General features: G+C 70.8%; 21 protein-coding genes and 3 pseudogenes. 10 read left to right on the plus strand and 14 right to left on the minus strand.

Annotation, left to right across the window (positions count from 1 at the left end):
• Position 1 precedes the first annotated feature (1 nt).
• Positions 2-361, minus strand: a complete 360-nt coding sequence (locus C6N31_RS03385) for an NADH-quinone oxidoreductase subunit A (protein ID WP_138357563.1) — start codon at positions 359-361, stop codon at positions 2-4.
• 595 nt (positions 362-956) lie between these two features.
• Here C6N31_RS03385 and C6N31_RS03390 point away from each other — a divergent pair.
• The 3 genes from C6N31_RS03390 to C6N31_RS03400 all read left to right on the plus strand — a co-directional run bounded on the left by C6N31_RS03390 (position 957) and on the right by C6N31_RS03400 (position 3,174).
• A complete protein-coding gene (locus C6N31_RS03390; RefSeq protein WP_138357564.1) occupies positions 957-1,832 on the plus strand; it encodes a C40 family peptidase in 876 nt (291 codons plus the stop codon).
• Positions 1,833-2,500: 668 nt separating this feature from the next.
• A complete protein-coding gene (locus C6N31_RS03395; protein WP_198357089.1) occupies positions 2,501-2,866 on the plus strand; it encodes a type II toxin-antitoxin system RelE/ParE family toxin in 366 nt (121 codons plus the stop codon).
• Entirely contained in the window at positions 2,866-3,174 is a 309-nt protein-coding gene (locus C6N31_RS03400; RefSeq protein WP_138357565.1) for a helix-turn-helix domain-containing protein, read from the plus strand. The genes C6N31_RS03395 and C6N31_RS03400 overlap by 1 nt, the downstream gene beginning before the upstream one ends.
• 62 nt (positions 3,175-3,236) lie before the next feature.
• Here the strand turns inward: C6N31_RS03400 and C6N31_RS03405 are convergent, their stop codons facing one another.
• Complete coding sequence (locus tag C6N31_RS03405; protein ID WP_138357566.1) at positions 3,237-3,434, minus strand: DUF397 domain-containing protein; 198 nt, start codon at positions 3,432-3,434, stop codon at positions 3,237-3,239.
• Positions 3,435-3,445: 11 nt separating this feature from the next.
• The gene (locus C6N31_RS03410; protein WP_138357567.1) at positions 3,446-4,036 is read right to left on the minus strand and encodes a DUF5753 domain-containing protein; all 591 of its coding nucleotides are present in this window, start codon (positions 4,034-4,036) and stop codon (positions 3,446-3,448) included.
• Between the two features lie 30 nt (positions 4,037-4,066).
• Between C6N31_RS03410 and C6N31_RS03415 the strand changes: the two are divergent.
• Together C6N31_RS03415 and C6N31_RS03420 are read left to right on the plus strand one after the other, a co-directional pair.
• Positions 4,067-4,528: pseudogene (locus tag C6N31_RS03415) on the plus strand (ATP-binding protein); the annotation flags it as partial.
• An 81-nt stretch (positions 4,529-4,609) separates the two neighbouring features.
• A complete protein-coding gene (locus tag C6N31_RS03420) occupies positions 4,610-5,113 on the plus strand; it encodes a peptidylprolyl isomerase (RefSeq protein WP_138357569.1) in 504 nt (167 codons plus the stop codon).
• A 73-nt stretch (positions 5,114-5,186) separates the two neighbouring features.
• On the opposite strand, the gene C6N31_RS03425 is transcribed toward C6N31_RS03420, so the two are convergent.
• Entirely contained in the window at positions 5,187-5,579 is a 393-nt protein-coding gene (locus C6N31_RS03425; RefSeq protein WP_138357570.1) for a cupin domain-containing protein, read from the minus strand.
• A gap of 107 nt (positions 5,580-5,686) precedes the next feature.
• On the opposite strand from C6N31_RS03425, the gene C6N31_RS03430 reads away from it, so the two are divergent.
• Complete coding sequence (locus tag C6N31_RS03430; RefSeq protein WP_138357571.1) at positions 5,687-6,559, plus strand: helix-turn-helix domain-containing protein; 873 nt, start codon at positions 5,687-5,689, stop codon at positions 6,557-6,559.
• Here the strand turns inward: C6N31_RS03430 and C6N31_RS03435 are convergent.
• From C6N31_RS03435 to C6N31_RS03465, 8 genes and pseudogenes are all read right to left on the minus strand, one after another.
• On the minus strand, positions 6,556-7,842 hold the full coding sequence (locus C6N31_RS03435; RefSeq protein WP_138357572.1) for a geranylgeranyl reductase family protein: 1,287 nt from the start codon (positions 7,840-7,842) through the stop codon (positions 6,556-6,558). The two genes, C6N31_RS03430 and C6N31_RS03435, sit on opposite strands and share 4 nt — an antisense overlap.
• Before the next feature lie 113 nt (positions 7,843-7,955).
• The gene (locus C6N31_RS03440; protein WP_232484682.1) at positions 7,956-10,010 is read right to left on the minus strand and encodes a hypothetical protein; all 2,055 of its coding nucleotides are present in this window, start codon (positions 10,008-10,010) and stop codon (positions 7,956-7,958) included.
• A gap of 75 nt (positions 10,011-10,085) precedes the next feature.
• Positions 10,086-10,154, minus strand: a pseudogene (locus C6N31_RS46030) (zinc-ribbon domain-containing protein); the annotation flags it as partial.
• A gap of 105 nt (positions 10,155-10,259) precedes the next feature.
• The gene (locus C6N31_RS03445; protein WP_138355190.1) at positions 10,260-10,958 is read right to left on the minus strand and encodes a demethylmenaquinone methyltransferase; all 699 of its coding nucleotides are present in this window, start codon (positions 10,956-10,958) and stop codon (positions 10,260-10,262) included.
• 93 nt (positions 10,959-11,051) lie between these two features.
• Positions 11,052-12,209, minus strand: a complete 1,158-nt coding sequence (locus C6N31_RS03450) for an ABC transporter permease (RefSeq protein ID WP_138355205.1) — start codon at positions 12,207-12,209, stop codon at positions 11,052-11,054.
• A gap of 89 nt (positions 12,210-12,298) precedes the next feature.
• The gene (locus C6N31_RS03455) at positions 12,299-13,006 is read right to left on the minus strand and encodes an ABC transporter ATP-binding protein (protein WP_307811190.1); all 708 of its coding nucleotides are present in this window, start codon (positions 13,004-13,006) and stop codon (positions 12,299-12,301) included.
• The gene (locus tag C6N31_RS03460) at positions 12,996-14,564 is read right to left on the minus strand and encodes an efflux RND transporter periplasmic adaptor subunit (RefSeq protein ID WP_307811191.1); all 1,569 of its coding nucleotides are present in this window, start codon (positions 14,562-14,564) and stop codon (positions 12,996-12,998) included. Before C6N31_RS03460 ends, C6N31_RS03455 begins: the two co-directional genes overlap by 11 nt.
• Complete coding sequence (locus C6N31_RS03465) at positions 14,557-14,955, minus strand: hypothetical protein (protein WP_138355188.1); 399 nt, start codon at positions 14,953-14,955, stop codon at positions 14,557-14,559. The genes C6N31_RS03460 and C6N31_RS03465 overlap by 8 nt, the downstream gene beginning before the upstream one ends.
• A 134-nt stretch (positions 14,956-15,089) precedes the next feature.
• On the opposite strand from C6N31_RS03465, the gene C6N31_RS03470 reads away from it, so the two are divergent.
• The 3 genes from C6N31_RS03470 to C6N31_RS45490 all read left to right on the plus strand — a co-directional run bounded on the left by C6N31_RS03470 (position 15,090) and on the right by C6N31_RS45490 (position 17,161).
• Entirely contained in the window at positions 15,090-15,494 is a 405-nt protein-coding gene (locus tag C6N31_RS03470; protein ID WP_138355187.1) for a peptidase inhibitor family I36 protein, read from the plus strand.
• Positions 15,495-15,602: 108 nt separating this feature from the next.
• Positions 15,603-16,592 (plus strand): hypothetical protein, encoded by a 990-nt coding sequence (locus tag C6N31_RS03475; protein ID WP_138355186.1) that lies wholly within the window; start codon positions 15,603-15,605, stop codon positions 16,590-16,592.
• Positions 16,593-16,645: 53 nt separating this feature from the next.
• Positions 16,646-17,161 carry a response regulator transcription factor gene (locus C6N31_RS45490; RefSeq protein ID WP_138355185.1) on the plus strand — a complete coding sequence of 172 codons (516 nt, stop codon included), beginning with the start codon at positions 16,646-16,648 and terminating at the stop codon, positions 17,159-17,161.
• Between the two features lie 95 nt (positions 17,162-17,256).
• Here the strand turns inward: C6N31_RS45490 and C6N31_RS46870 are convergent.
• Together C6N31_RS46870 and mqnC are read right to left on the minus strand one after the other, a co-directional pair.
• A pseudogene (locus C6N31_RS46870) lies at positions 17,257-17,361 on the minus strand (imidazolonepropionase-like domain-containing protein); the annotation flags it as partial.
• Entirely contained in the window at positions 17,362-18,549 is a 1,188-nt protein-coding gene (gene mqnC, locus C6N31_RS03485; protein ID WP_138355183.1) for a cyclic dehypoxanthinyl futalosine synthase, read from the minus strand.
• A gap of 304 nt (positions 18,550-18,853) precedes the next feature.
• On the opposite strand from mqnC, the gene C6N31_RS03490 reads away from it, so the two are divergent.
• Positions 18,854-21,043 (plus strand): fibronectin type III domain-containing protein, encoded by a 2,190-nt coding sequence (locus tag C6N31_RS03490; protein WP_138355182.1) that lies wholly within the window; start codon positions 18,854-18,856, stop codon positions 21,041-21,043.
• The last annotated feature ends 19 nt before the right edge of the window (positions 21,044-21,062 follow it).

Raw genomic sequence — 21,062 nt, forward strand, 5'->3', positions numbered from 1 at the left:
CCTAGTCCCATTCCAGGCCGCCGCGCCGCCACACGTATGCGTAGGCGACGAAGACGGTGAGCACGAAGAGGAGCATCTCCACGAGCCCGAAAATCCCCAGGGAGTCGAACGTGACGGCCCAGGGATAGAGGAAGACGATCTCGATGTCGAAGACGATGAAGAGCATCGCCGTCAGGTAGTACTTGATGGGGAAGCGCCCGCCGCCGATGGGCTGCGGAGAGGGCTCGATGCCGCACTCATATGCTTCCAGTTTGGCCCGGTTGTACCGTTTTGGTCCGACGATCGAGGCCGTGATCACGGAGAAGATCGCGAAGCCGGCCCCGAGGCCGCCCAACACGAGGATGGGCGCATAGGCGTTCATCGTCCCCCGCTCCTTCCAGTCGCCGATGACTGCGTGGGGGTCCCCCCGCCGGGGGAGGGACCATGCGCTCGGGTCGTGCCCGCCTCACGAAGATCGCGTTCATGTGAAGATCGCGTCTATGTGAGGCAGTTCACAAGCCCAAGCCGCCTGCATCTTATGCCCGGCGGTCTGTGATCTGCGACACGGGGTGGGCCAACGGCTTTGTGATCTCCACCACCTGACGAATGATCATGAAGGCTGATGAGCGGTGATCTTGCACCGCATGCGGCACAAACAATCACTTGACGTCACATTCATCTACGTTACCCCTGGTCACAGCGACGCGCGCATTATCAAGGGCCCCTCGCGAGACGCAAATTCGCCCTGGACCGAATGGCGTGATAGCGACGGCCGCCCCCTTAGGGGTGAACGGGACGAAGGTCCCGCTGACGCACGTGAACCCACTCACGAGCGCTCCGCGGCGGCTCGGGAACGAGTCGGACATATGGTCCGGGTGAGCAAGATCCAAATAAGGACATTCGGCCGTGCACACGACAACTGTGTCGCATCCCACCTTTGTTGAACGGAACCGGCGCATCCTGATAGCCAGGACTCCATGTCCCCAAACCTGAACCGGACCACCAAATCCGAATCGCATATACGCCGCCGACGGCACGCCGCCCCCGGTAACCCGAACTGGGTCCGCCGGGCCGGAATCGTCGGCGGCGTCGTCAGTGCGCTCGCCCTCAGTGGTGCGGCCGCTCCGGCCATGGCCGACCACTCGAACCACACGCCCGCTCCGGTCGGAACCGCGACGACCGCCGAGCAGACGCCCGCACTGAGCACCACCGCCTCCGCCGCGCAGGCCGCCGCAGCCATCGACCAGACGGTCGTCCAGCTGAAGCTGCAGGCCGCCGAGGACGCCGCTGCCGCCGCGGCCAGGAAGGCCGCAGCCGCGACGAAGCGGGCCGAGCTGAAGAAGGCCGCCGACGCCAAGGCTGCCGCCGCCAAGGCCGCTGACGAGCGCGAGGCCGCCACCCAGGCCGCGTCCCGCTCCTCGGAGCGCACCAAGCTTTCGGTGTCGTCCTCGTCCAGCTCCTCGTCCTCGAAGGTGTCCTCCACCGCCTCCAAGGCGAGCGGCAGCATCGCGAGCGTCATCAGCTTCCTGCAGGCCCAGGTCGGCAAGGCCTACGTCATGGGCGGCACCGGCCCGTCCTCGTACGACTGCTCGGGCCTGGTCCAGGCGGCGTTCAGGACGATCGGCGTGGACCTCCCCCGCACCTCCCAGGAGCAGTCGAACACCGGCACCCCGGTCTCCATCAGCTCCCTCCAGGTCGGCGACCTGGTCTTCTGGGGCGGCCAGGGCAGCGCGTACCACGTCGGCGTCTACATCGGCGGCGACCAGTACCTCGACGCCGCCAACCCGAGCACGGGCATCGGCGTCCACGACATGAGCTGGTCCATGCCGGACTTCGCCACCCGCGTGGTCTGACGTCCAACCCCCAGCTCCCCCGCTTCCCCCCACGTAGGGCCGCCGTCCCCCGCTCGGGCCGGCGGCCCTTCCGTATGTTCCGTGTGAGTGTTCGTGGGCGGTGGAGCGGCCTGTGGGGCGGCGCGGGCCAGGCAGTGGCTGAACTCAAAGATCGCGAAGTGTCCTTCTGCGTCGCTTCGCGCCTTGACCGGGCGGAGGAACGGGCGTCGGCGCTGTGCGCCTGCCAGTGAGAACGGCTCGCCGCGCTCCCCGAGCGGGGTCAGGGATTGGTTCGGCCGGTGAGGCAGCGCGGCTTCTGGGGGCGGGCGCCAGGGCCGGCTCCGGCGGGCGGGCAGCGGAATGACGATCGAGCCTCGGCTCTCGAACCCCGCCCAACCTCCAACGGATCAATCTGTGTGGCCGGACCCCCGCCATATTGAGTTTTGGCCGACCTTAGTGATCCGAACCCACCAAAAGACCGCCCCTCAGGGCCCGCAGGACATCCCCCGTCACACCCGCACCACATCCCGACGAAGAAGGTGGTCCAAACTCCACGCTGGCAACGGCAAGACGACGTGGTTCGAGCTCATCCGAGCCGTTGAACTCGCCATGCCGTGACTCCCGCGACGACGACACCGTTGTTCATCGAGCGACGGCGGGTGCGGAGCATGGGGTGGAAGGAACGGCCGGTGAGCGAGTTGTACCGCGTCGAAATCGAACCGGAAGTCCGCGCGTGGCTCGACAGCCTCAGCGATCACGACTTCAAGCGTGTGGACGAGGTCGTCAGCCTGCTGGCGGAACTGGGTACAAGAATCGGAGGCCCCTGGTCCGACCACCTTGAGGGGCCGGTTCGAGAGCTTCGCATCCGCCTGCGGAGCATTGCCGCCCGCATCACCTACTGGATCACGCCGAGCAGGACGATCGTGCTACTCACCGTGTTCCGCAAGACCAAGCAGCACGAGCAGGCGCAGATTGATCGGGCTGTGCGCGCGCAGAAAGTCTGTGACAGCGAGCATCATGGACCTGTGAACGAGTCGTACAAGCGGGAGGCGTAATGGCAGGCCGGCACACCCGCTGGGTTCCCTCCAGCCTTGATACGGAGGACCCCGAGCGGATCGCGATCCGAGAGTCCCTGGCGTTCGGCAAAGCCCTCTACGACCGACGCGTGGCCCTCGGTCTCAGCACGGCGGAGCTGGCGGAACGGGCCGGAATGACACAGGACGCCATCGAGTGCATCGAAGAGGGTGGCACCGAGCCGACGATACTGCTGCTCCGTACGCTGGCCGCTGCGTTGGACTCCGACGTCCGCCTCACCCCGGGACACGAACTAGGTTCGCTGTGGTTCGAGGCACACGCCGCGTAACGACCCTCCGGGCCGGCGGCGGCCCCTGACAACCAGCGCTCGGGCTTGAACCGCTGTCGCTGCTACAACTGCCCGGCTTCGCCGCCCTTGATGGCGCGGAGGAACGCCGCCCAGTGGGCGGGGGTGGTGCTGAGGACCTCGCCGGGGCGGTCACTTTCACGGAAGTGGACGAGGCCGGTGGGGGTTGCCGTCGCTTCCAGGCAGTTGCCGTTGCCGCCTGACCCGCTGAAGCTCGACTTCCGCCAGATGAGTTCCGACATTGGTGTGCCTTTCACAAGAGGTACAGCAAGTGCTGGATGAGACCGATCGAGTCCCGCTTGGCGAAGACCCCGGGCTCCGATTTGGGATCGAGCGGCGCCAAGGCGGAGCTGGTAAGCCGGTCGAAGGCATCGGCGTACTGCGCCAAGTAGGACTGCTCGCTGAGGAAGGCGGTGGAGACCGGATGCTCCACATGCACAGTACTCAATTCGGACAACCCCGGATCGTAGATCACAAAGGGCTTGTCCACCGCAGGGAAGACCGGCGCCGCGAGGGGCATGATCTGGATGTGGACGTGCGGCATGAGCGCCATCTCGATGAGGTGCTCCAGTTGCTCACGCAGAACGTCGACCCCTACGAAGGACATGCGGATCGCCGTCTCATGGATCACTGCATGGAACTGCGGCGGAGAGTCCCCGGTCAGCACCTGCTTGCGCCGCTGCCTGAACTGCACGTATCGATCGAAGAGCGCCGGTTCAGCGTTCGGTTCACCAGCCGCGAACAGGGCTCTGGTGTACGCAGCGGTCTGGAGCATTCCCGGCACGAACATCACCTGGAAGGTCTTGATCGCTGCGGATGACGTCTCCAGTTCGGCGAAATCCAAGGCTGACGCACCCTAGTCTTCCCGCCCGACCCCGTCTGGGTGCGGTCCGCTCGTGAAGCCGTTCGCGCACTCCTGCGGAGTGCGCGGCGGGACGATCTCACCGATACGGCGCTGCTGTTGACGTCCGAGGCCGTGACGAACGCGGTCAACGCGTGCCACAGCAGCGGCTGTTCGATACCGGTGACGCTTTCGGCCGAGTGGACCGGTCGCCGCACCCCGACCGACACCGGAACCAGAGCCGTCACCGGAACCGGAGCCGTCACCGCCACCACCCACGGCACCAATCCCGGCCCCAGCCCCGCTGCCCCCGACTCCTGCGCGACCCTGCGCGTCCTCGTGCACGACTTCGCGCCCGGCCTGCCCGCCGGGCGGGCGGCCGAAGGGGGTGACGAGTCGGGGCGGGGGCTGGCGCTCATCGGGGACTGTGCCATCGACTGGGGGGTGCGGCCGGCCGGGGCGGGGCCGGGGAAGGCCGTCTGGTTCGAACTGTGAAAGGCCAGGTCAGAGCGGTCGGCGGGCGGGCCGGACCCCCAGGAATCGGCCGGTGGCGGCTCGGGGTGTCAGGATGGGGGCATGACGATCAGCGTGTACTTCGACATCACCATCGACGACGCCCCCGCCGGGCGCATCACCTTCAACCTGTACGACGACGTGGCTCCCAAGACCGCGGAGAACTTCCGCGCGCTGGCCACCGGCGAGCAGGGCTTCGGCTACAAGGGGTCCTCGTTCCACCGCGTCATCCCGGGCTTCATGCTCCAGGGCGGCGACTTCACCCGCGGTGACGGCACGGGCGGCAAGAGCATCTACGGTGCGAAGTTCGCCGACGAGAACTTCACCCGCAAGCACTCCAAGCCGGGTCTGCTGTCGATGGCGAACGCCGGGCCGAACACCAACGGCTCGCAGTTCTTCATCACCACCGTGGCCACGCCGCACCTGGACGGCAAGCACGTCGTCTTCGGCGAGGTCGCCGACCAGGCCAGCCAGGACCTGGTCACGAAGATCGAGGGCTTCGGCTCGCGGAGCGGTAAGACCTCCGCCAAGGTCACCATCTCCGACTCCGGAGTCGTCGGCGCCTGACCTGGCATGACTGACGTACGCGCCGGGGCGGCGGGACCCGCCTCCCGGCGCGCGTCGGCCTTCAGGCGTCGTTTCAGCTCGGCTCCAGCTCGCGCACGGCGTTCGTCAGCTCTCCCCCCGCGTCGCCGGTGTTGACGACCCCGGCGGGCTCCAGCAGCAGGATGGACGTCTCCTCCTCCGCGGCCGTGCAGTGCTCCACCCCGCGCGGGACCACGACGAACTCGCCCGGGTCGAGAATGCGGTCACCCTCGCGGAACCGGACCGTGAGCCGGCCGCTGATGACGAGCATGAACTCGTCGGTGTCCTCGTGGGTGTGCCAGACGAACTCCCCGTGCAGCTTGGCGATCTTGACCTCGTAGTCGTTGATGCCGGCGATCTTCCGCTGCGCCCAGTGGTCGCTGAACCGGGCGAGCGCGTCGGAGATGTTCACCACGGCGGGCACAACAACGGGTATCGGGGTGGTCATGAGAAAACCCTTCCTGATGCGGCTGACCGGTCCGGCCGACCCGTCCGGCCGACTGGTCCCCCTGAGCGTGTCCCGGCGCGCGCCCACCGGTCTTGTACGTTCCTCGCATGGGCGGAGAGCGAACGGACTCACGCATCACCGCTTGGCGGCCGGCGGTTCCGGGCATCGCCGAGGTCTTCCACGCGCACTTCCTGGACCACGCCTATCCCGCGCACACACATGACACGTGGACGCTGATGATCGTCGACGACGGGTCGGTGGACTTCGGCCTCGACCGGCACCGGCACGGCGTCTCCGGAACCGACACCGCGGCGCTGCTGCTGCCGCCCGGGGTCTTCCACGACGGCCGGACGGCGACTCCCGCCGGATTCCGCAAGCGGGTGCTGTACCTCGACCGGAGCGTGCTACCCGAGAACCTGACGGGGACGGCCGTCGACCGCCCGGTGCTCATCGACGGGCTGCTGCGCCACCGCATCGGACAGCTGCACGACGCTCTCGGAGACGCAGGGCATGCAGGAGCCGCGGGGGACGCTCCCGACGTCTTCGAGGGCGAGTCCCGGCTGGCCTTCGTGCGGGAGCGGCTCAATGTCCATCTGGCCGCCGCCCGCACCCGCCGGCCCGGCCGCGAGGCGGCCCGGCTGGCGGTGGCGCTGCGGGAACTGCTGGACGCCCGGGTGTCGGAGGGCATCGCCCTGCACGAGGCGAGCGCGCTGCTGCGCTCGCACCCCACCCATCTGATCCGCTGCTTCAAGCAGACGTACGGTCTGCCGCCGCACGTCTATCTGACCGGGCTGCGCATCGACCGGGCGCGGCGGCTGCTGCTCGCGGGCGGGCGCCCGGCCGACGTCGCCACCGAGGTGGGGTTCTACGACCAGGCCCACCTGAACCGGCACTTCCGGCGGCACGTGGGCACCACGCCCGCGCGCTACGCCGCCGATCCCCAGGGCAACCCCAAGGGCAAGGGCTTCCCCAACGGCTAGGAGTTCGGGGCTACCTTGCTCAGGCCGTTGATGATGCGGTCCATCGCGTCGCCGCCGGTCGGGTCCGTGAGGTTGGCGAGCATCTTGAGGGTGAAGCGCATCAGGACCGGGTGGGTGAGACCTCGCTCGGTGATGACCTTCATGACCCGCGGGTTGCCGATGAGCTTCACGAAGGCGCGGCCCAGCGTGTAGTAACCGCCGTACGTCTCCTTCAGGATGCGCGGGTAGTTGTGCAGCGCCAGTTCGCGCTGGGCGGGGGTCTGGCGGGCGTTCGCCTGGACGATGACGTCGGCGGCGATCTGGCCGGATTCCATCGCATAGGCGATGCCCTCGCCGTTGAACGGGTTGACGAGGCCGCCGGCGTCGCCGACGAGCAGCAGGCCCTTGGTGTAGTGCGGCTGGCGGTTGAAGGCCATCGGGAGGGCCGCGCCGCGGATGGGGCCGACCTGGTTCTCCTCGGTGTAGCCCCAGTCGGCGGGCATGGAGGCGCACCACGTCTTGAGGACCTCGCGCCAGTCCAGCTCCCGGAAGGCCTTCGACGAGTTGAGGATGCCGAGGCCGACGTTGCTCGTGCCGTCGCCCATGCCGAAGATCCAGCCGTAGCCGGGCAGCAGCCGGTCCTCGGTGCCGCGCTTGTCCCAGAGTTCCAGCCAGGATTCGAGGTAGTCGTCGTCGTGGCGGGGCGAGGTGAAGTACGTACGGACCGCGACGCCCATCGGGCGGTCCTCGCGGCGGTGCAGGCCCATGTGCAGGGACAGCCGCGTCGAGTTGCCGTCGGCGGCCACGACCAGCGGGGCGTGGAAGGTGACCGGGGTCTTCTCCTCGCCGAGCTTGGCCTCGACGCCGATGATGTGGCCGGTGCGCTCGTCACGGATGGGGGCGCCGACGTTGCAGCGCTCGTGCAGCCGGGCGCCGGCCTTCTGCGCCTGGCGGGCGAGCAGCTCGTCGAAGTCCTCGCGCTTGCGGACGAGTCCGTAGTCCGGGTACGAGGCGAGGTCCGGCCAGTCGAGCTGGAGGCGGACGCCGCCGCCGATGATGCGCAGCCCCTTGTTGCGGAGCCAGCCGGCCTCTTCGGAGATGTCGATGCCCATGCCGACGAGCTGCTTGGTGGCGCGCGGGGTCAGCCCGTCGCCGCAGACCTTCTCGCGCGGGAACGCGGTCTTCTCCAGGAGGAGGACGTCGAGTCCCGCCTTGGCCAGGTAGTACGCGGTCGTCGAACCGGCGGGCCCGGCGCCGACGACGATCACATCGGCGCTGTTCTCGGACAGGGCTGTGTCGGTCACGGTGGGCTCTCCGGTTTCGGCGAGGGGTCTTGGCTCCTGCCGAGTCTATGAGGCCGCCGCCCGGGTGCGGGCGGCGGCTCTCGGTGCGGGACGCCCCGAGCTCCCCGTGTGCCTCAGACCGAGCCGCTCGGGAGGCCGGCCGGGGCGTTCGACGTGCTGCCGAACGGATCGTCGGCCGGGGTGTCGGACGGAGTGTCGGACGACTCCTCCGTCGGACTGCCGAAGGGGTCGCTGGTCGCGCTGTCGGACGGAGCGTCGGACGTGCTGTCGGACGGGCTCGGCTCGTCGGACGGGGTGCCGTCGTCGCCGGGGGACGGGGACTCGGCGCACAGCTCCGTGCGGTCCCCGGAGGAGGCGGGCGCGGACGGGCAGGAGGACGGATTCGCCGGCTTGTCGTCGTTCCGGTTGAACATGATCACGCCCGCGGTGGCCACACCCCCGATCGCGAACGCGCCGAGCATGATCAGCCCGACCACGAGCAGCCGGTTGCGGGGCGCCCTGGCCGGCTTCTCGGGCGAGGCGTTGAGGTTCAGCAGCAGCTCGGGTTCCGTGAAACCCCCGGCCGACGGCGCGTCGTACGGCTGTCCGCCATAGGACGGCAGTCCCTCTGACGGCAGGTCCTGTGCCGGCAGGCCCTGCGGCGGCACGAAGCCCGGCTGCGAAGGCTGCGAAGGCTGGGAGGGCTGGGAGGGCTGGGAGGGCTGCGAGGGCTGCCCGTATCCCGGCGGGTAGGCGGGCGGGCAACCCTGCGGGTAGCCGGGAATCCCGCCCTGACCGCCGGGGCCGCCCTGACCGCCCGGCCCTCCCGCGCGCACCCGGAGGATGAACGTCACGGCGAGCACCCCGCCGAAGGCCCACAAGAGCCCGAAGAGCAGCGCTTCCGGAACGCTGGAGGCGGCCTCCACCGTCGCGGACCTGCTGCCCTCCGTGTACTCGCCCTTCGTGCCGCCGATCGCGATCAGCAGCACGAAGAGCCCCGCGTAGAAGCCGGCCGCCAGCCACTGCTCGCGCCGGTCGGCGCAGCGGCGGACGGCCACCACACCGAGGATCAGCGCGCAGACCGCACCGGCGGCGAGGGCGCCGGGAATGGGCCAGCCGTCACCGAACTGCCCCAGGTCGGAGAGGCCGAACCGCTCGCTGTCGTAGCCCGATCCCGACCGCGTCGCTTCGACCGGCACTCCCCAGGCGAGGCCCAGAGCCGAGAGCCCCCCGTTCACGATCAGCAACGAGACGCCCATCCAGCTCCCGTTGTCCATCTCGTCGGAGTGGTCGGCCAGGACGATCAGGGCGATGAGCGCGCACACGCCCACCCCGATGCCGAGCGCCAGGATCGCGGCCCGCAGGGCGCGGGTCGCGGCGGCCAGGCCCGGGCTGGTCGCCAGGTGTCCGTCCAGCCGGTCGCGGCACAGCACGAACAGACCCACCAGCAGGCTGAGCACGAAGGTCCACAGGAGCACGGTGAACGGCCCGGACGTGATGTCGATCCGGTCCCCGGACTCCCCGTCCGTCACCGTGAGACCCGGCTGGCCGACGAGCGCCAGGACGAGGGCGCCGGCGGTGCACACCGCCGCCACCCGGATCGCCGCCTCGGCGCCGGTCTGGGTGCGGCGGAGATGGCGCAGGGCCAGGACGAGGGCGAGGCCCCACAGGATGGTGACCACCAGCGGCACGATCGACAGGGTGAGGGTGTCCTGGGTCGACGATCTCAGGTAAGGGGCGGCGGTGCTGCCGTCGTAGTCGTCGTAGGACGAACCGCCGTCACCCGGTGTGACCTTGGCGCCGAAGATGCCGCCGACGCCCGTGAGGACCATGGCGAGGTAGCCGCGCAGCCGGTCGCCGTAACCGAGGTCGGCCGCGTCGGTCTGCCGGTTGGACTGCGTCGCCATCACCGCGGCGAACGCCAGCAGCACCGCGGTGGGCCACAGGCCCGCCTTGAGCGGTCCGGTCCAGTCGCCGGAGACGGTGCGGCGCAGGAACAGGGCGATGGGCGAGGGCCCCTGCGGCGCGGGGGCGTACGCGGTCGGGGCGTACGGAGGTGGCGCGTAGGCGGGCGGGGCGTAGACGGGCGGCCCGGACGCCGGGGGCCCGTAGGGCGGCCCGCCGTACGTGGGCGGTGCGGTCGGCGGGGCGGGCGGCTGCCCGGGGGCCGGCGGGGCCTGGCCGCTCACCGGCGGCTCCTGCCGCTCGGGAGGCTCCTGGCCCTCGGCCGGCGGCTGGGCCGGTATCGGAGGCGCCCCCAGTTCACGGCCGCATTTCATGCAGAAACGTGCATCGTCCGACGACGCGTTGCCGCAGGCGGGGCAGAACGGCATGGGGCACTCCGGGTGTCGGGATCGTGTGTCGGGGAACGGCCGTCGGGAACGGCCGTCCTCGTTCAGACCCCGGAGTTTATTGTCACCGCCCTCACAACTGCCCGGTTATTGACCGATCTTCGCTGCCCGGTGCAGCGCGACGACACCGCCGGTGAGGTTGCGCCAGGCGACCTTGGCCCAGCCGGCCTCCTGGAGCCGGGAGGCGAGCGCCGCCTGGTCGGGCCAGGCGCGGATGGACTCGGCGAGATAGACGTATGCGTCCGGGTTGCTGCTCACGGCGGTCGCGACCGGCGGCAGGGCCCGCATCAGGTACTCGGTGTAGACGGTGCGGAACGGCTTGAAGGTCGGGCTGCTGAACTCGCAGATCACGACGCGGCCGCCCGGCTTGGTGACGCGCAGCATCTCGCGCAGCCCGGCGTCCGTGTCGTGCACGTTGCGGAGCGCGAAGGAGATGGTGACCGCGTCGAAGACACCGTCGGCGAACGGCAGCCTGGTCGCGTCGCCCGCGGTGAGCGGCAGGGACGGGTGGCGCTTCTTGCCCTCGCGCAGCATGCCGACGGAGAAGTCGCACGGGACGACCTGGGCGCCGGCCGCGACGAAGGGCAGCGAGGAGGTGCCGGTGCCGGCACCGAGGTCGAGCACGCGCTCGCCGGGCCGGACGTCGAGGGCCTGCGCGACGGCCTTGCGCCACAGCCGGGCCTGGCCGAGTGACAGCACGTCGTTCGTCAGGTCGTACTTGGCGGCTACGTCGTCGAACATCGCGGCGACTTCGTGCGGCTGCTTTTCCAGGGAGGCTCGGGTCACGGGCCCATTCTCCACCCCGCGCCCGCCACCCCGGCCCGGGGTCACCGGCGGATCCCCTTTTCCGACGCGGATCAGGCGACGATCAGGCGGCGATCAGCGGCGGAGGGCCTCCGCCGGCTGGATGCGCGAGGCCCGCAGCGCCGGGTAGAGGCCGGCGAGCAGGCCCGTGAGCAGCCCGATCACCGGGGCGGCGGCGATCGTCGCCGGATGGACGACGGGCGTCCAGTCCCGTACGAGGGCGACGATCACGACCGTGAGGCCGCCGAGGCTGGTGCCCACCAGCCCGCCCAGCGCTCCGAGGGCGCCGGACTCCGCCAGGAACTGGGCGGTGATGTGCCGGCCCCGGGCGCCCAGGGCGCGGCGCAGCCCGATCTCGCCGGTGCGTTCCAGGACGGCGACCAGGGTGGTGTTGGCGATGCCGACGGCGCCGATGACCAGGCAGATCGCCGCGAGCAGGAGGAACAGCTGGTTGAGGTCGCCGGTGACGGTGCCGCGCAGCGTGCGGGGGTCGGGCGGCGGGACGGCCTTCAGGTATTCGGGGTGGTCGGGGCGCAGCGCGGTCGGGGCCTCATGGGCGATCTGTCCGGCGGCGCCGACCCTGGTGGCGATCAGCATCCTGGCGTCGCCGCCCTTCGGCGGGCCCCAGATCCGCTCGGCGGTGGTGCGCGGCACGATCACCGAGAGCAGCAAGTCCGCCTTGCGGCGGGTGTCGTCGATGATCCCGACCACCGTGAACGGCTGGTCGCCGATGAACACCGCCGGATACGTCTCCAGGGTGGTGATGCCGAGGCGGGCGGCGATGCCCGAGCCGATCACGGCGACCGGCTGCGCGCCCCGCGACAGGTAGGCGTCGTAGAGCCTGCCCTGCGCGAGGTGCGGGTCCGCCGCGAGGAGGGCTCCGGGGGACGCGGCGACGATGCCGATCTCCTCGCCGCCGGAGTCGGCGCCCACCGGCGAGGAGCGGACGGTGGCGCTGCCGGCGGGGTGCACCGTCCAGTAGACGCCGGCGTGCTCCACGCCGCCGAGCCGGCCGATGCGTTCGTCGGCGTCGGCCGGGAAGACCGGACCGGCGAACGCGTTCTGCTGGACGCTGGTGTCCTCGACCGTCACCTCGGTCGCGGTGAGCAGGTCGAAGCGGGAGTCGATCTGTGAGGACGTGGTGGCCGTCAGCCCGAGGATCGCCACGAACGTGCCGACGCCGAGGACGGTGCCGAGCGCGGTGAGCGCGGAGCGGCCGGGGCGCTGCAGCATCCCGGCGAGCGACTCGGAGAGCAGCTCGCGCAGCGGGAGGACGGACGGCTCGACGGGACTCCCCCCGCGCGCAGCGCGCCGGCGGAACCTCACACCGTGGCCCGTTCGGTCAGCACGCCGTCGCGGATCGAGACGGTGCGCGCGCCGCGGGCGGCGACCAGCGGGTCGTGGGTGATGACGACGATCGTCATGCCGTCGGCGTGCAGTTCGTCGAGCAGGCCCAGGATCGCGCCCGCCGTGGCGGTGTCGAGGTTGCCGGTCGGCTCGTCGCACAGCAGCAGCGACGGGCGGGAGACCAGGGCCCGCGCGATGGCCACCCGCTGCTGCTCGCCGCCGGACAGCCGGGTGGGCACGGCGTCCAGCCGGTGGCCGAGACCCACCCTGGCCAGTGCCTCGCGGGCCCGCTCGTGGGACTCGGCGCGTGGCACGGCGCCGTACAGCAGGGCGAGCCGGACGTTCTCCACGGCACTTCGGTACGGCAGGAGATGGAAGGACTGGAAGACGAAGCCGATGCGCCGGCCGCGCAGTGCGGTGCGGTCGGCGTCCTTGAGCGCGCCGGTGTCGATGCCGTCGAGCAGATAGCTGCCGGAGGTGGGCACGTCGAGCAGGCCCACGATGTTCAGGAAGGTGGACTTGCCGGAGCCGGAGGGGCCGACGACGGTCACGAACTCGCCTGCTCCGACCGTCAGTTCACATGCGGTGAGCGCGGCGACGGGCGGCGGGCCGGGATAGGTGAGCCCCGCCTGCCGCAGTTCGATGACCGCGGGGGCCTCGACTGCGGGGACCTCAGCGACCACTGGACGCGTCCTTGGAGACGTCCCCGGCAGCGTCCTTGGACGGAGTTCCGGAGGAGGTGTCCCTGACTCCGGTGACGACCCGGTCGCCTTCCGCGAGCACGCCGCCCCCCAGCGGGACGACCTCCACGAAACCGTCCCCGGTGGTGCCCGGCCTGACCTCCACCCGGCGCTGCGCGCCACCCTTGGCGACGACCGTGACGACGGTGCGGCCGTCCGCGCCCGCCGAGATCGCGGTGACGGGGACGACGAGCGCGACCCCGTCGGTGGAAGCCGCCTCCACGGTCAAGCGGACGTCCTGACCTGCCAGTTGTGTATCCAGCGGCTGGTCGGGGCGGACCACCATCGGATATCCGCGCGGCCCGGAGGTCCCGCCCTGGTCCTGCCCCCGTCCCTGATCCTGGTCCTGCTGCCCCTCGGACGTCTGCCCCGGCGCCTGTCCGCCGTCGACGGCCGTGGCGACCGAGGCCACCGTCGCCGCCGCGGTCACCCCGCTGACCTCCGACAGGATCTGGACCCGCTGCCCCGGCCGTACCAGCCCCTTCTGGTACTCCTGCAGCGTGCCCTGCACCACCAGCGCGCCGGCCGACACGGTCATGACCGCGGCTCCCGACACCTTCGATCCGACGTGCGCGGGTATGGAGTCCACCCGGGCCGGAAAGCCGTCCAGGTAGACCACTTCGGCCGCCGGCAGCATCGGCCCGTCGGTGGCGAGGACCGCGGCGAGGTCGGTCCGCGCGCTGCCGAGATCCTCCCGGGCCCGCTGCACGGCGCGCTTGGCGGCCTTGCTGGTGGCGGGTTTCCCGGCCGGCGGATTTCCGGTCGACGGGTTTCCGGTCGACGGGTTTCCGGTCGACGGGTTTCCGGTCGGGGACAGGAACGGCTCGTTCGCCGCGTCCATTTCGTCCTGTGCGTCCTGTGCGTCCTGCGCGTCCTGGAGGGCGCGTTCGGCCGCGGTCACCGCGTCCCGCGCCGCCTTCAGTGCCTCGCCGCCGTCCGCGTGGGCCGGCAGCGGGTCGTAGCCGATCGAGGCGTAGAACCCCGTCAGCGCCGCCTTCGTCCCGGGCCCGAAGGTCCCGGGCGGGTCGTCGCCCGACCGGTGGCCCAGTTCCCCGAGCGAGCGCTGCAGTTGGGCGACGTCGCCGCCGGTCGCGCCCGGCTTCAGGTCCCGGTACACCGGCAGCGCGCCGCGCAGCGCGAACACCGGCCGCCCGGACACCTCCAGCAGCACCTTGCCGTCGGTCACCGTCGCGCGGGGAGCCACCAGCAGTTTCGTCACGACCGGTGTGGCGGCGCCCTCCCCCGGCGTGACGGAGGGCGAGACGTCCACCGACTGGCCGGCCCGCACCGTGCCGCGCAGGATCACCGAGTCCTTGAGGACCCGGCGTTCCACCGGCGCGGTCAGCAGGTCGGGGGCCGGCGCCGCGCGCTCCGCGGCCTCCTGGGCGGGCGACTTGATGACCAGCGACGCCCCGGCGGCCGTGCCCGAGAGCGCCAACGCGCCCACCGCGACGGCGATCACCCAGATCCGGCGCCGTGCGAGGACCGGTGCGTCAGCCACCCTGGATCCCGTCGCCGCCGGACTTCGCCTGGCAGGTGTGCCAGATGGCGGCGGTCGACGGATCCTGCTTCAGACGCTGCCCCAGTTCGGCCGGGTACTGGAACTCACCGGTCGCCGGGCTGGGGTCCGGATAGTCCGTGATCCCGTGCTCACGCATGCACTTCGTCTCCTGCCGCATCGCTTCCAGGAACGCCGCGGGGACCGGGTCGACCGTCGTGGTGTTGCCCTTGACCTGCTCGCTCCCGCCGGAGTTGCCGGGTGTCCCGGGCCCGGAGTCCACCGAACAGCCACCGGCGCCCAGCGCCGCGGCCAGCAGCACGGGCAGGAGCAGCGGGATCGGGCGGCAGGAGGTACGGAGAGTACGGGACGAGGTCCGGTCTGCGCTGTGCACGATCGACCAGCGTAGCCGCGGTCGAACAGCCGCTCTACTGTCCCAAAGGACAGTAGATACAACGACATTCCCTCTGGTCGCATAGTGCGCCGCCGTCGCGGCTTCACGCACCACGCATCAGGGAGGAACGCCGCATGACGCCCGTCAACCGCACCACTCTCCGCCGGACTCTCGCCACGACCCTGGCACTGGCCGCGCTCGGCACCGCCTCGCTCGTCTGCGCGGGACCGGCCGACGCGCTGGGCAAGGACGGCAACCTGGAGCCGGGTGAACTGGGCCTCTACTACGCCCAGAACCGCACCAACCTGCTGTTCGACCTGTTCTACGCGGGTAACAACTTCGCCGGTGACCGGTACGCCGCCAACTTCAGCATCTCGCCCAACGACAACACCGAGTCGTACTGGAACCGGGACGCGCAGACGTGGAGCGTCTGGACGGACGCCTACCGCGCCGGGGTGCACGGGTGGATCCCGGCGTACACGTGGAGCAACGCCAGCACCAACTTCAAGAACAAGATCTCGTCCGCCAACCCCGGCTGATCCGCGGTCCCGCCGCTCCGTCCGCACCGCGGGCGGGAGCGGCGGAGCCCGTGCGCCGACCTGCGCCGATCCGCGCCGCCCGCACCTCGCGTCCCCCGGAGTCCGCCGATGCCCAGCCGCCGTGCCACCGCCCCCGCCGTCCGCCTCGCCCTGCTCGCCGTTCTCCTGACGGGCCTCACGGGCTGCGGATCCGCTTCCGGCGCGGGTTCCGAGGAGGCGAAGTCCGGTGCGCCCGGGGACCGGGCGGAGCCGGCGGTCGGCGCGCCGCCCCAGCTGCTCGACAGCAACGGGCTGACGTTCCCGATGGACGTCTACCTCGTCCCGGCGGAGCAGCGGCAGGAGTTGCAGAAGGCCCAGGACGTCCTCATCGACCAGTGCATGCGGCGCTACGGCTTCCGCTACACCGCACCGGAATCCACCGTCGGCACGGATGTCTACGGTGAGAACGGCCGCCGCTACGGCGTGTCCAGCCCGTCCCTGGCCGCCAAGTACGGCTACGGCGACCCGCCGCAGCAGGCGCCGGTCCGCGCCCCGCGCCCGGCCAGGGGGACCAATGAGTCCCTCGTCCTGGACGGACCGCCCGATCTGGACCCCAAGTCCCTCCCCGCGAACCTGGAGGAGGCGGAGAAGGCCAGGACCTCCGACAAGAACACCGGGGTCGTCAACGGCATCAAGATCCCCGTCGCGGGCTGCACGGGCGAATCGGGGCTCAGGCTCTACGCGCCCGACGCCGCCGCCGTCGACATCACCTTCCCGCAGAACCTCAACGCCGAGGCCAACGAGCGCTCACGGCAGGACTCCCGGGTGGTGCGGGTGATCCGGGACTGGTCGGCGTGCATGGCCGGGCACGGCTACCGCGTCCCGTCGCCGCTGGGCGTCCCCGCGGCGCTGGGGCTGACCGATCTGTCGGGTGCGCGGGCGGTCACCACCGCCACCGCCGACGTCGCCTGCAAGCAGCAGGTGAACCTGGTGGGCGTCTGGTACGCCGTCGAGTCCGCGTACCAGAAGGTGCTGATCGAGAAGAACGCGGAAGTCCTGAAGAACTTCAAGGATCAGCAGCAGGCGCGGATGCGCCTGGCCGATTCGCTGTCCGGCTGAGTCGGGCTGATATAGCCTTCCGTTGCTCAAGTCCAGGCTTCCGGGGGGAATCCGTGCATCTGCTCTGCCCGGTGTGCGAGGTCTGCGGGACCGGACTGCGAGACGATCCCCACCCTCATGGCAGCGCGGTCCTGGCGGGGCTGCGGCTGATCCCCGATCTGACGGGCCGTGAGCACGAGGTGCTGATGAGCCTGCGGGACGGCGCCTCGAACCGGGAGCTCGCCGAGGAACTCGGCATCACCGAACGTACGGTGAAGCTGCACGTCGCGAGCCTGCGCTTCAAGCTCGGCGGTGTCTCACGGCTGCAGCTCAGCCTGATCGCGCTGGTGCACCACGCCCGCGGCGGTCATGCGCGCCGGTGCACGAGCCGTCCGCCGACCACGGTCGCCACACAGGCGCCGCCGGCGTCGAACACCGCCAGGTCCGCCCGGCCGCCGGGGACCAGCGCGGGCGGCACGGATCCGGCGGGCACCCGCGTCAGACCGCCGCGGGCGGCGGCGGCCCGCAGGGCGGGATCCGTCAGATACCCGTCCACCACCGCCGTCGCCCCGAGCCGCAAGAGGGCGTGAATCCGCTCCCGCGGGCTCGGCGCGTCCGGTACCGGTGCCGCGTGCACCAGCGCGGGGCCCAGGGCCCCGTGCCATTCCCGCACCCTCGCCTGCGGAAACTGCACGCGTAGCTCATCGGCCGTGCCGACCGCCACGATCCGGTCGCCGGAGACGGCGACCGCCCGTCCGGTGCCGCTGTCTCCGCTGTGGATCGTGAGCATTCAGTTGGCGGCGAGCAGCTTCAGCTCGGGGTGCGCCGTGCCGCCCTCGATCGCCGTCGACGACAGGTGCGAGACGGCGTGGTCGTTGACCGGGTCGTTCGCCGGGTCGTCGTGCACGACGAGGTGCTCGTAGGTGGTCGCGCGCTGCGCGGGCACCCGGCCGGCCGAGCGGATCAGCTGGATGATCTCCATCCGGTTCGAGCGGTGCTTGGCACCGGCCGAGGAGACCACGTTCTCCTCCAGCATGATCGAGCCGAGGTCGTCCGCCCCGTAGTGCAGCGAGAGCTGGCCGACCTCCTTGCCCACCGTGAGCCAGGAGCCCTGGATGTGGGCGACGTTGTCCAGGAAGAGCCGGGCGACGGCGATCAGCCGCAGGTACTCGAAGATCGTGGCCTGCGTCTGCCCCTTCAGCTTGTTGTTCTCCGGCTGGTAGGTGTACGGGATGAAGGCGCGGAAGCCGCCCGTACGGTCCTGTACGTCACGGATCATGCGCAGGTGCTCGATGCGCTCGGCGTTGGTCTCGCCGGTGCCCATCAGCATCGTGGACGTCGACTCGACGCCCAGGTTGTGCGCGATCTCCATGATCTCCAGCCAGCGCTCGCCCGACTCCTTGAGCGGCGCGATGGCGGTACGCGGCCGGGCCGGGAGCAGCTCGGCGCCCGCGCCCGCGAAGGAGTCGAGACCCGCGGCGTGGATCCGCCGGATCGCTTCCTCGGCCGTCACCCCGGAGATGCGGGACATGTGCTCGATCTCGGACGCGCCCAGCGAGTGGATGACCAGCTGCGGGTACGCCTTCTTGATCGCGGCGAAGTGCTCCTCGTAGTACTCGACGCCGTAGTCCGGGTGGTGGCCGCCCTGGAACATGATCTGGGTACCGCCCAGCTCGACGGTCTCCGCGCAGCGGCGCAGGATGTCCGCGATGTCGCGCGTCCAGACCTTGTCGCTCTGCGGCGCGGCGTAGAACGCGCAGAACTTGCACGCGGTGACGCACGAGTTCGTGTAGTTGATGTTCCGCTCGATGATGTACGTCGCGATGTGCTCGGTACCCGCGTACCGGAGGCGGCGCGCGGCGTCGGCGGCCGACCCGAGGGCGTGCAGCGGGGCGGAGCGATACAGGTCCAGCGCCTCCTCCGGGGTGATGCGGCCGCCGGCGGCGGCGCGATCGAGGACGGCTGCGTAATCGCTCACCGGTGCTGTCCCTTCCGAAGGGGTACAAGACGGACCAGCTCAGCGTACGCCAGGCGTCGGACAAGCCCCTGGCCGGGCCGCCGGGTGTCCGGAGCGTCACATGCTTGTCACGGGGTGCCCTGCGCCCGGGACATCGCCCTCGCGGGCCGGATAATCTGCAGTCTCAAGACAAATGCTCGGTGACGACGGCTTGTGGTGCGGGACGGGGTTGGATATGTCGGGGGCCGGATCGACGAGGGGACTGCGTCCGCGCAGGCTCAGCGAAGAGACACTCGCCGCGGCGCCGGCGCCGGGTCGCGGGGCGGTGCTGAGACAGCGAGCGGGCTCCGCCGCCACCACCCTGTGGGCGACGATGCGCCCCACCCGTAACCGCAGTACCGGCTATCTGGCGATCGGCGCGGTCGGCGCCCTCATCGCCACCTCCGTCGCGGTCGGGGTCGGCGCCGCGGGCTCGATCCCGCGGCTCGCGGACATCGGCGCCTGGCTGGGCAGCAGCGGCTCCAGCGAGGCCTCGCACGCCAACGGCCTGACGGGTGATGTGGACGGCAAGGTCAAGCTGCCGGGCATGAACGGCCACTCCGTGACGATCGCGCAGGACGGCAGGACCGTCCTCGTGCTGGACCGGAAGACCGGCAAGGTCGTCCGGATCGACCCCTCGCAGCTCACCGCCGAGCAGTCGACGAACTACGGCACCAGCGGACTGCAGCTCGTCTCCGGCGGCACGTACGCCTACGTCGTGGACGCCGCGAAGGGCACGGTCCAGCGGATCGACCCGGCGCTGACGACCCCGACCGGGGACAAGGTCCAGCTGGGCCCGGGGCTCGGCACCGCGGCCGTCGACTCCCAGGGCACGCTCTGGGTTCCGCAGCCCGCCAAGGGCACCGTCGTCCCGTTCGTGAACGGGGCGAAGAGCGCCGAGGTCAAGGTCGCCGCCCCGGACCACGACCTGGTCCTCACCCTGGCGCAGGGCCGGCCGGTGGTGACCGACCGGACGGACGCCGTCACCAAGGTGCTGACCGTCGCCGGCACCCAGCAGACCTTCAACCTGCAGGGCGGGATCAACGACTCCGCCCCGGTGAAGATCCTGGTGCCCGCCACGACCGACAGCCCGATGGTGCCGATCCTCGCCTCCGACAGCGGCGCGCTCGCGCTCGTCGACGTCACGAGCGGCCAGTCCATCAACGCGAAGGTCCCGATCCAGGGGCACGCGCTGGGCGCGCCGCAGGTGCTGGGCAAGAAGGTGTACATCCCGGACGGGACCACCGGCAGCCTGCTCGTCTACGACACCGCGACCTCGGCGTTCCAGGACTCGGTGAACGTGACGAAGAAGCCGGGCAACCTGGAACTCTTCGTCCGCAACGGCCTGCTGTGGGTCAACGACCAGAACAACAGCTCCGCCGCCGTCATCAACGCGGGCGGCGACGTCCACACCATCGGCAAGTACACGGACAAGGTGCCGACGGCCCGGAAGAAGAACGACAAGCCCGTCGAGGACAACGTGCCGTCCTCCCGGCCGACCCACCAGGCGCAGCAGCCGACCCGCCCGGGCAAGGGCCAGGGCGGCACCACCCGGCCGCCGACGCACGCGCCGGCCACCACGCCGCCGCCGACCCAGGCGCCGCCGACCACCCCGACGAAGAACTGCGCCATCAACTGGGAAGCGGGCTGCCCGGAACCGCAGACCCCCGGCACCCCGCAGGCCCAGTCCGGCGACGGTTCCATCACGCTGACGTTCCAGCCCGCCTCCGGGCTCACCCCCAAGCGCTATCTGCTCAAGGGAGTGGGCAGCGGCCAGACGGCGACGCCGTCCGAGGTCGGCCCGAACGGGCCCTTCACCTTCCAGGTCGACGGCGGCGCCTGCGGCACGGAGTTCAGCTACACGGTCGTCGCGGAGTACGCGGGCGGCGCGGCGAGCAAGGAGTCGAAGTCCTCGGCCCCGGTCCGCCCCTGTGTCGCCCCCGGCGCCCCGCAGAGCCTCAAGATCAGCAACAACGGCGGCGGGCACGGCGCGAAGGTCAGCTGGAAGGCGCCCTCGGGCGGATCCGGTGTCACCTACAAGGTGACCTGGCCCGGCGGCAGCGAGTCCACGCAGAGCACCAGCCAGTCGGTCACCGGCCTGGAGAACAGCAAGCGGTACGACGTCACGGTGAGCAGCAGCAACGCGGCGGGCTCGGGCGCGTCCACGAGCGGCACGATCGACCTGACGCCGCCGGACGTGGCGATGAACATCACGCACAACAGCAACGACCCGGACCCGCTGGCGATCCGCAGCGACCCGAGCACCAAGACCGGCACCCGGGTGAATCAGTTCCCGGCGAACTACACGGGCTCCGTCGCCGTGCACTGCCGGACGACCGGCAGCTCGGAGACCCAGCCTTACGACCACGTCACCAGCGACGTCTGGGGCAAGATCTCGTCCAGCTACGGAAACGGCTATGTCGCCGACGTCTATCTGGACTCACGCTTCAACTCCGCCGTCTGGGAATGCCAGTGACCCCCCTCCTCCCCACCGA

It is taken from the genome of Streptomyces fildesensis, from assembly GCF_016107395.1.
GTDB lineage: Bacteria > Actinomycetota > Actinomycetes > Streptomycetales > Streptomycetaceae > Actinacidiphila > Actinacidiphila fildesensis.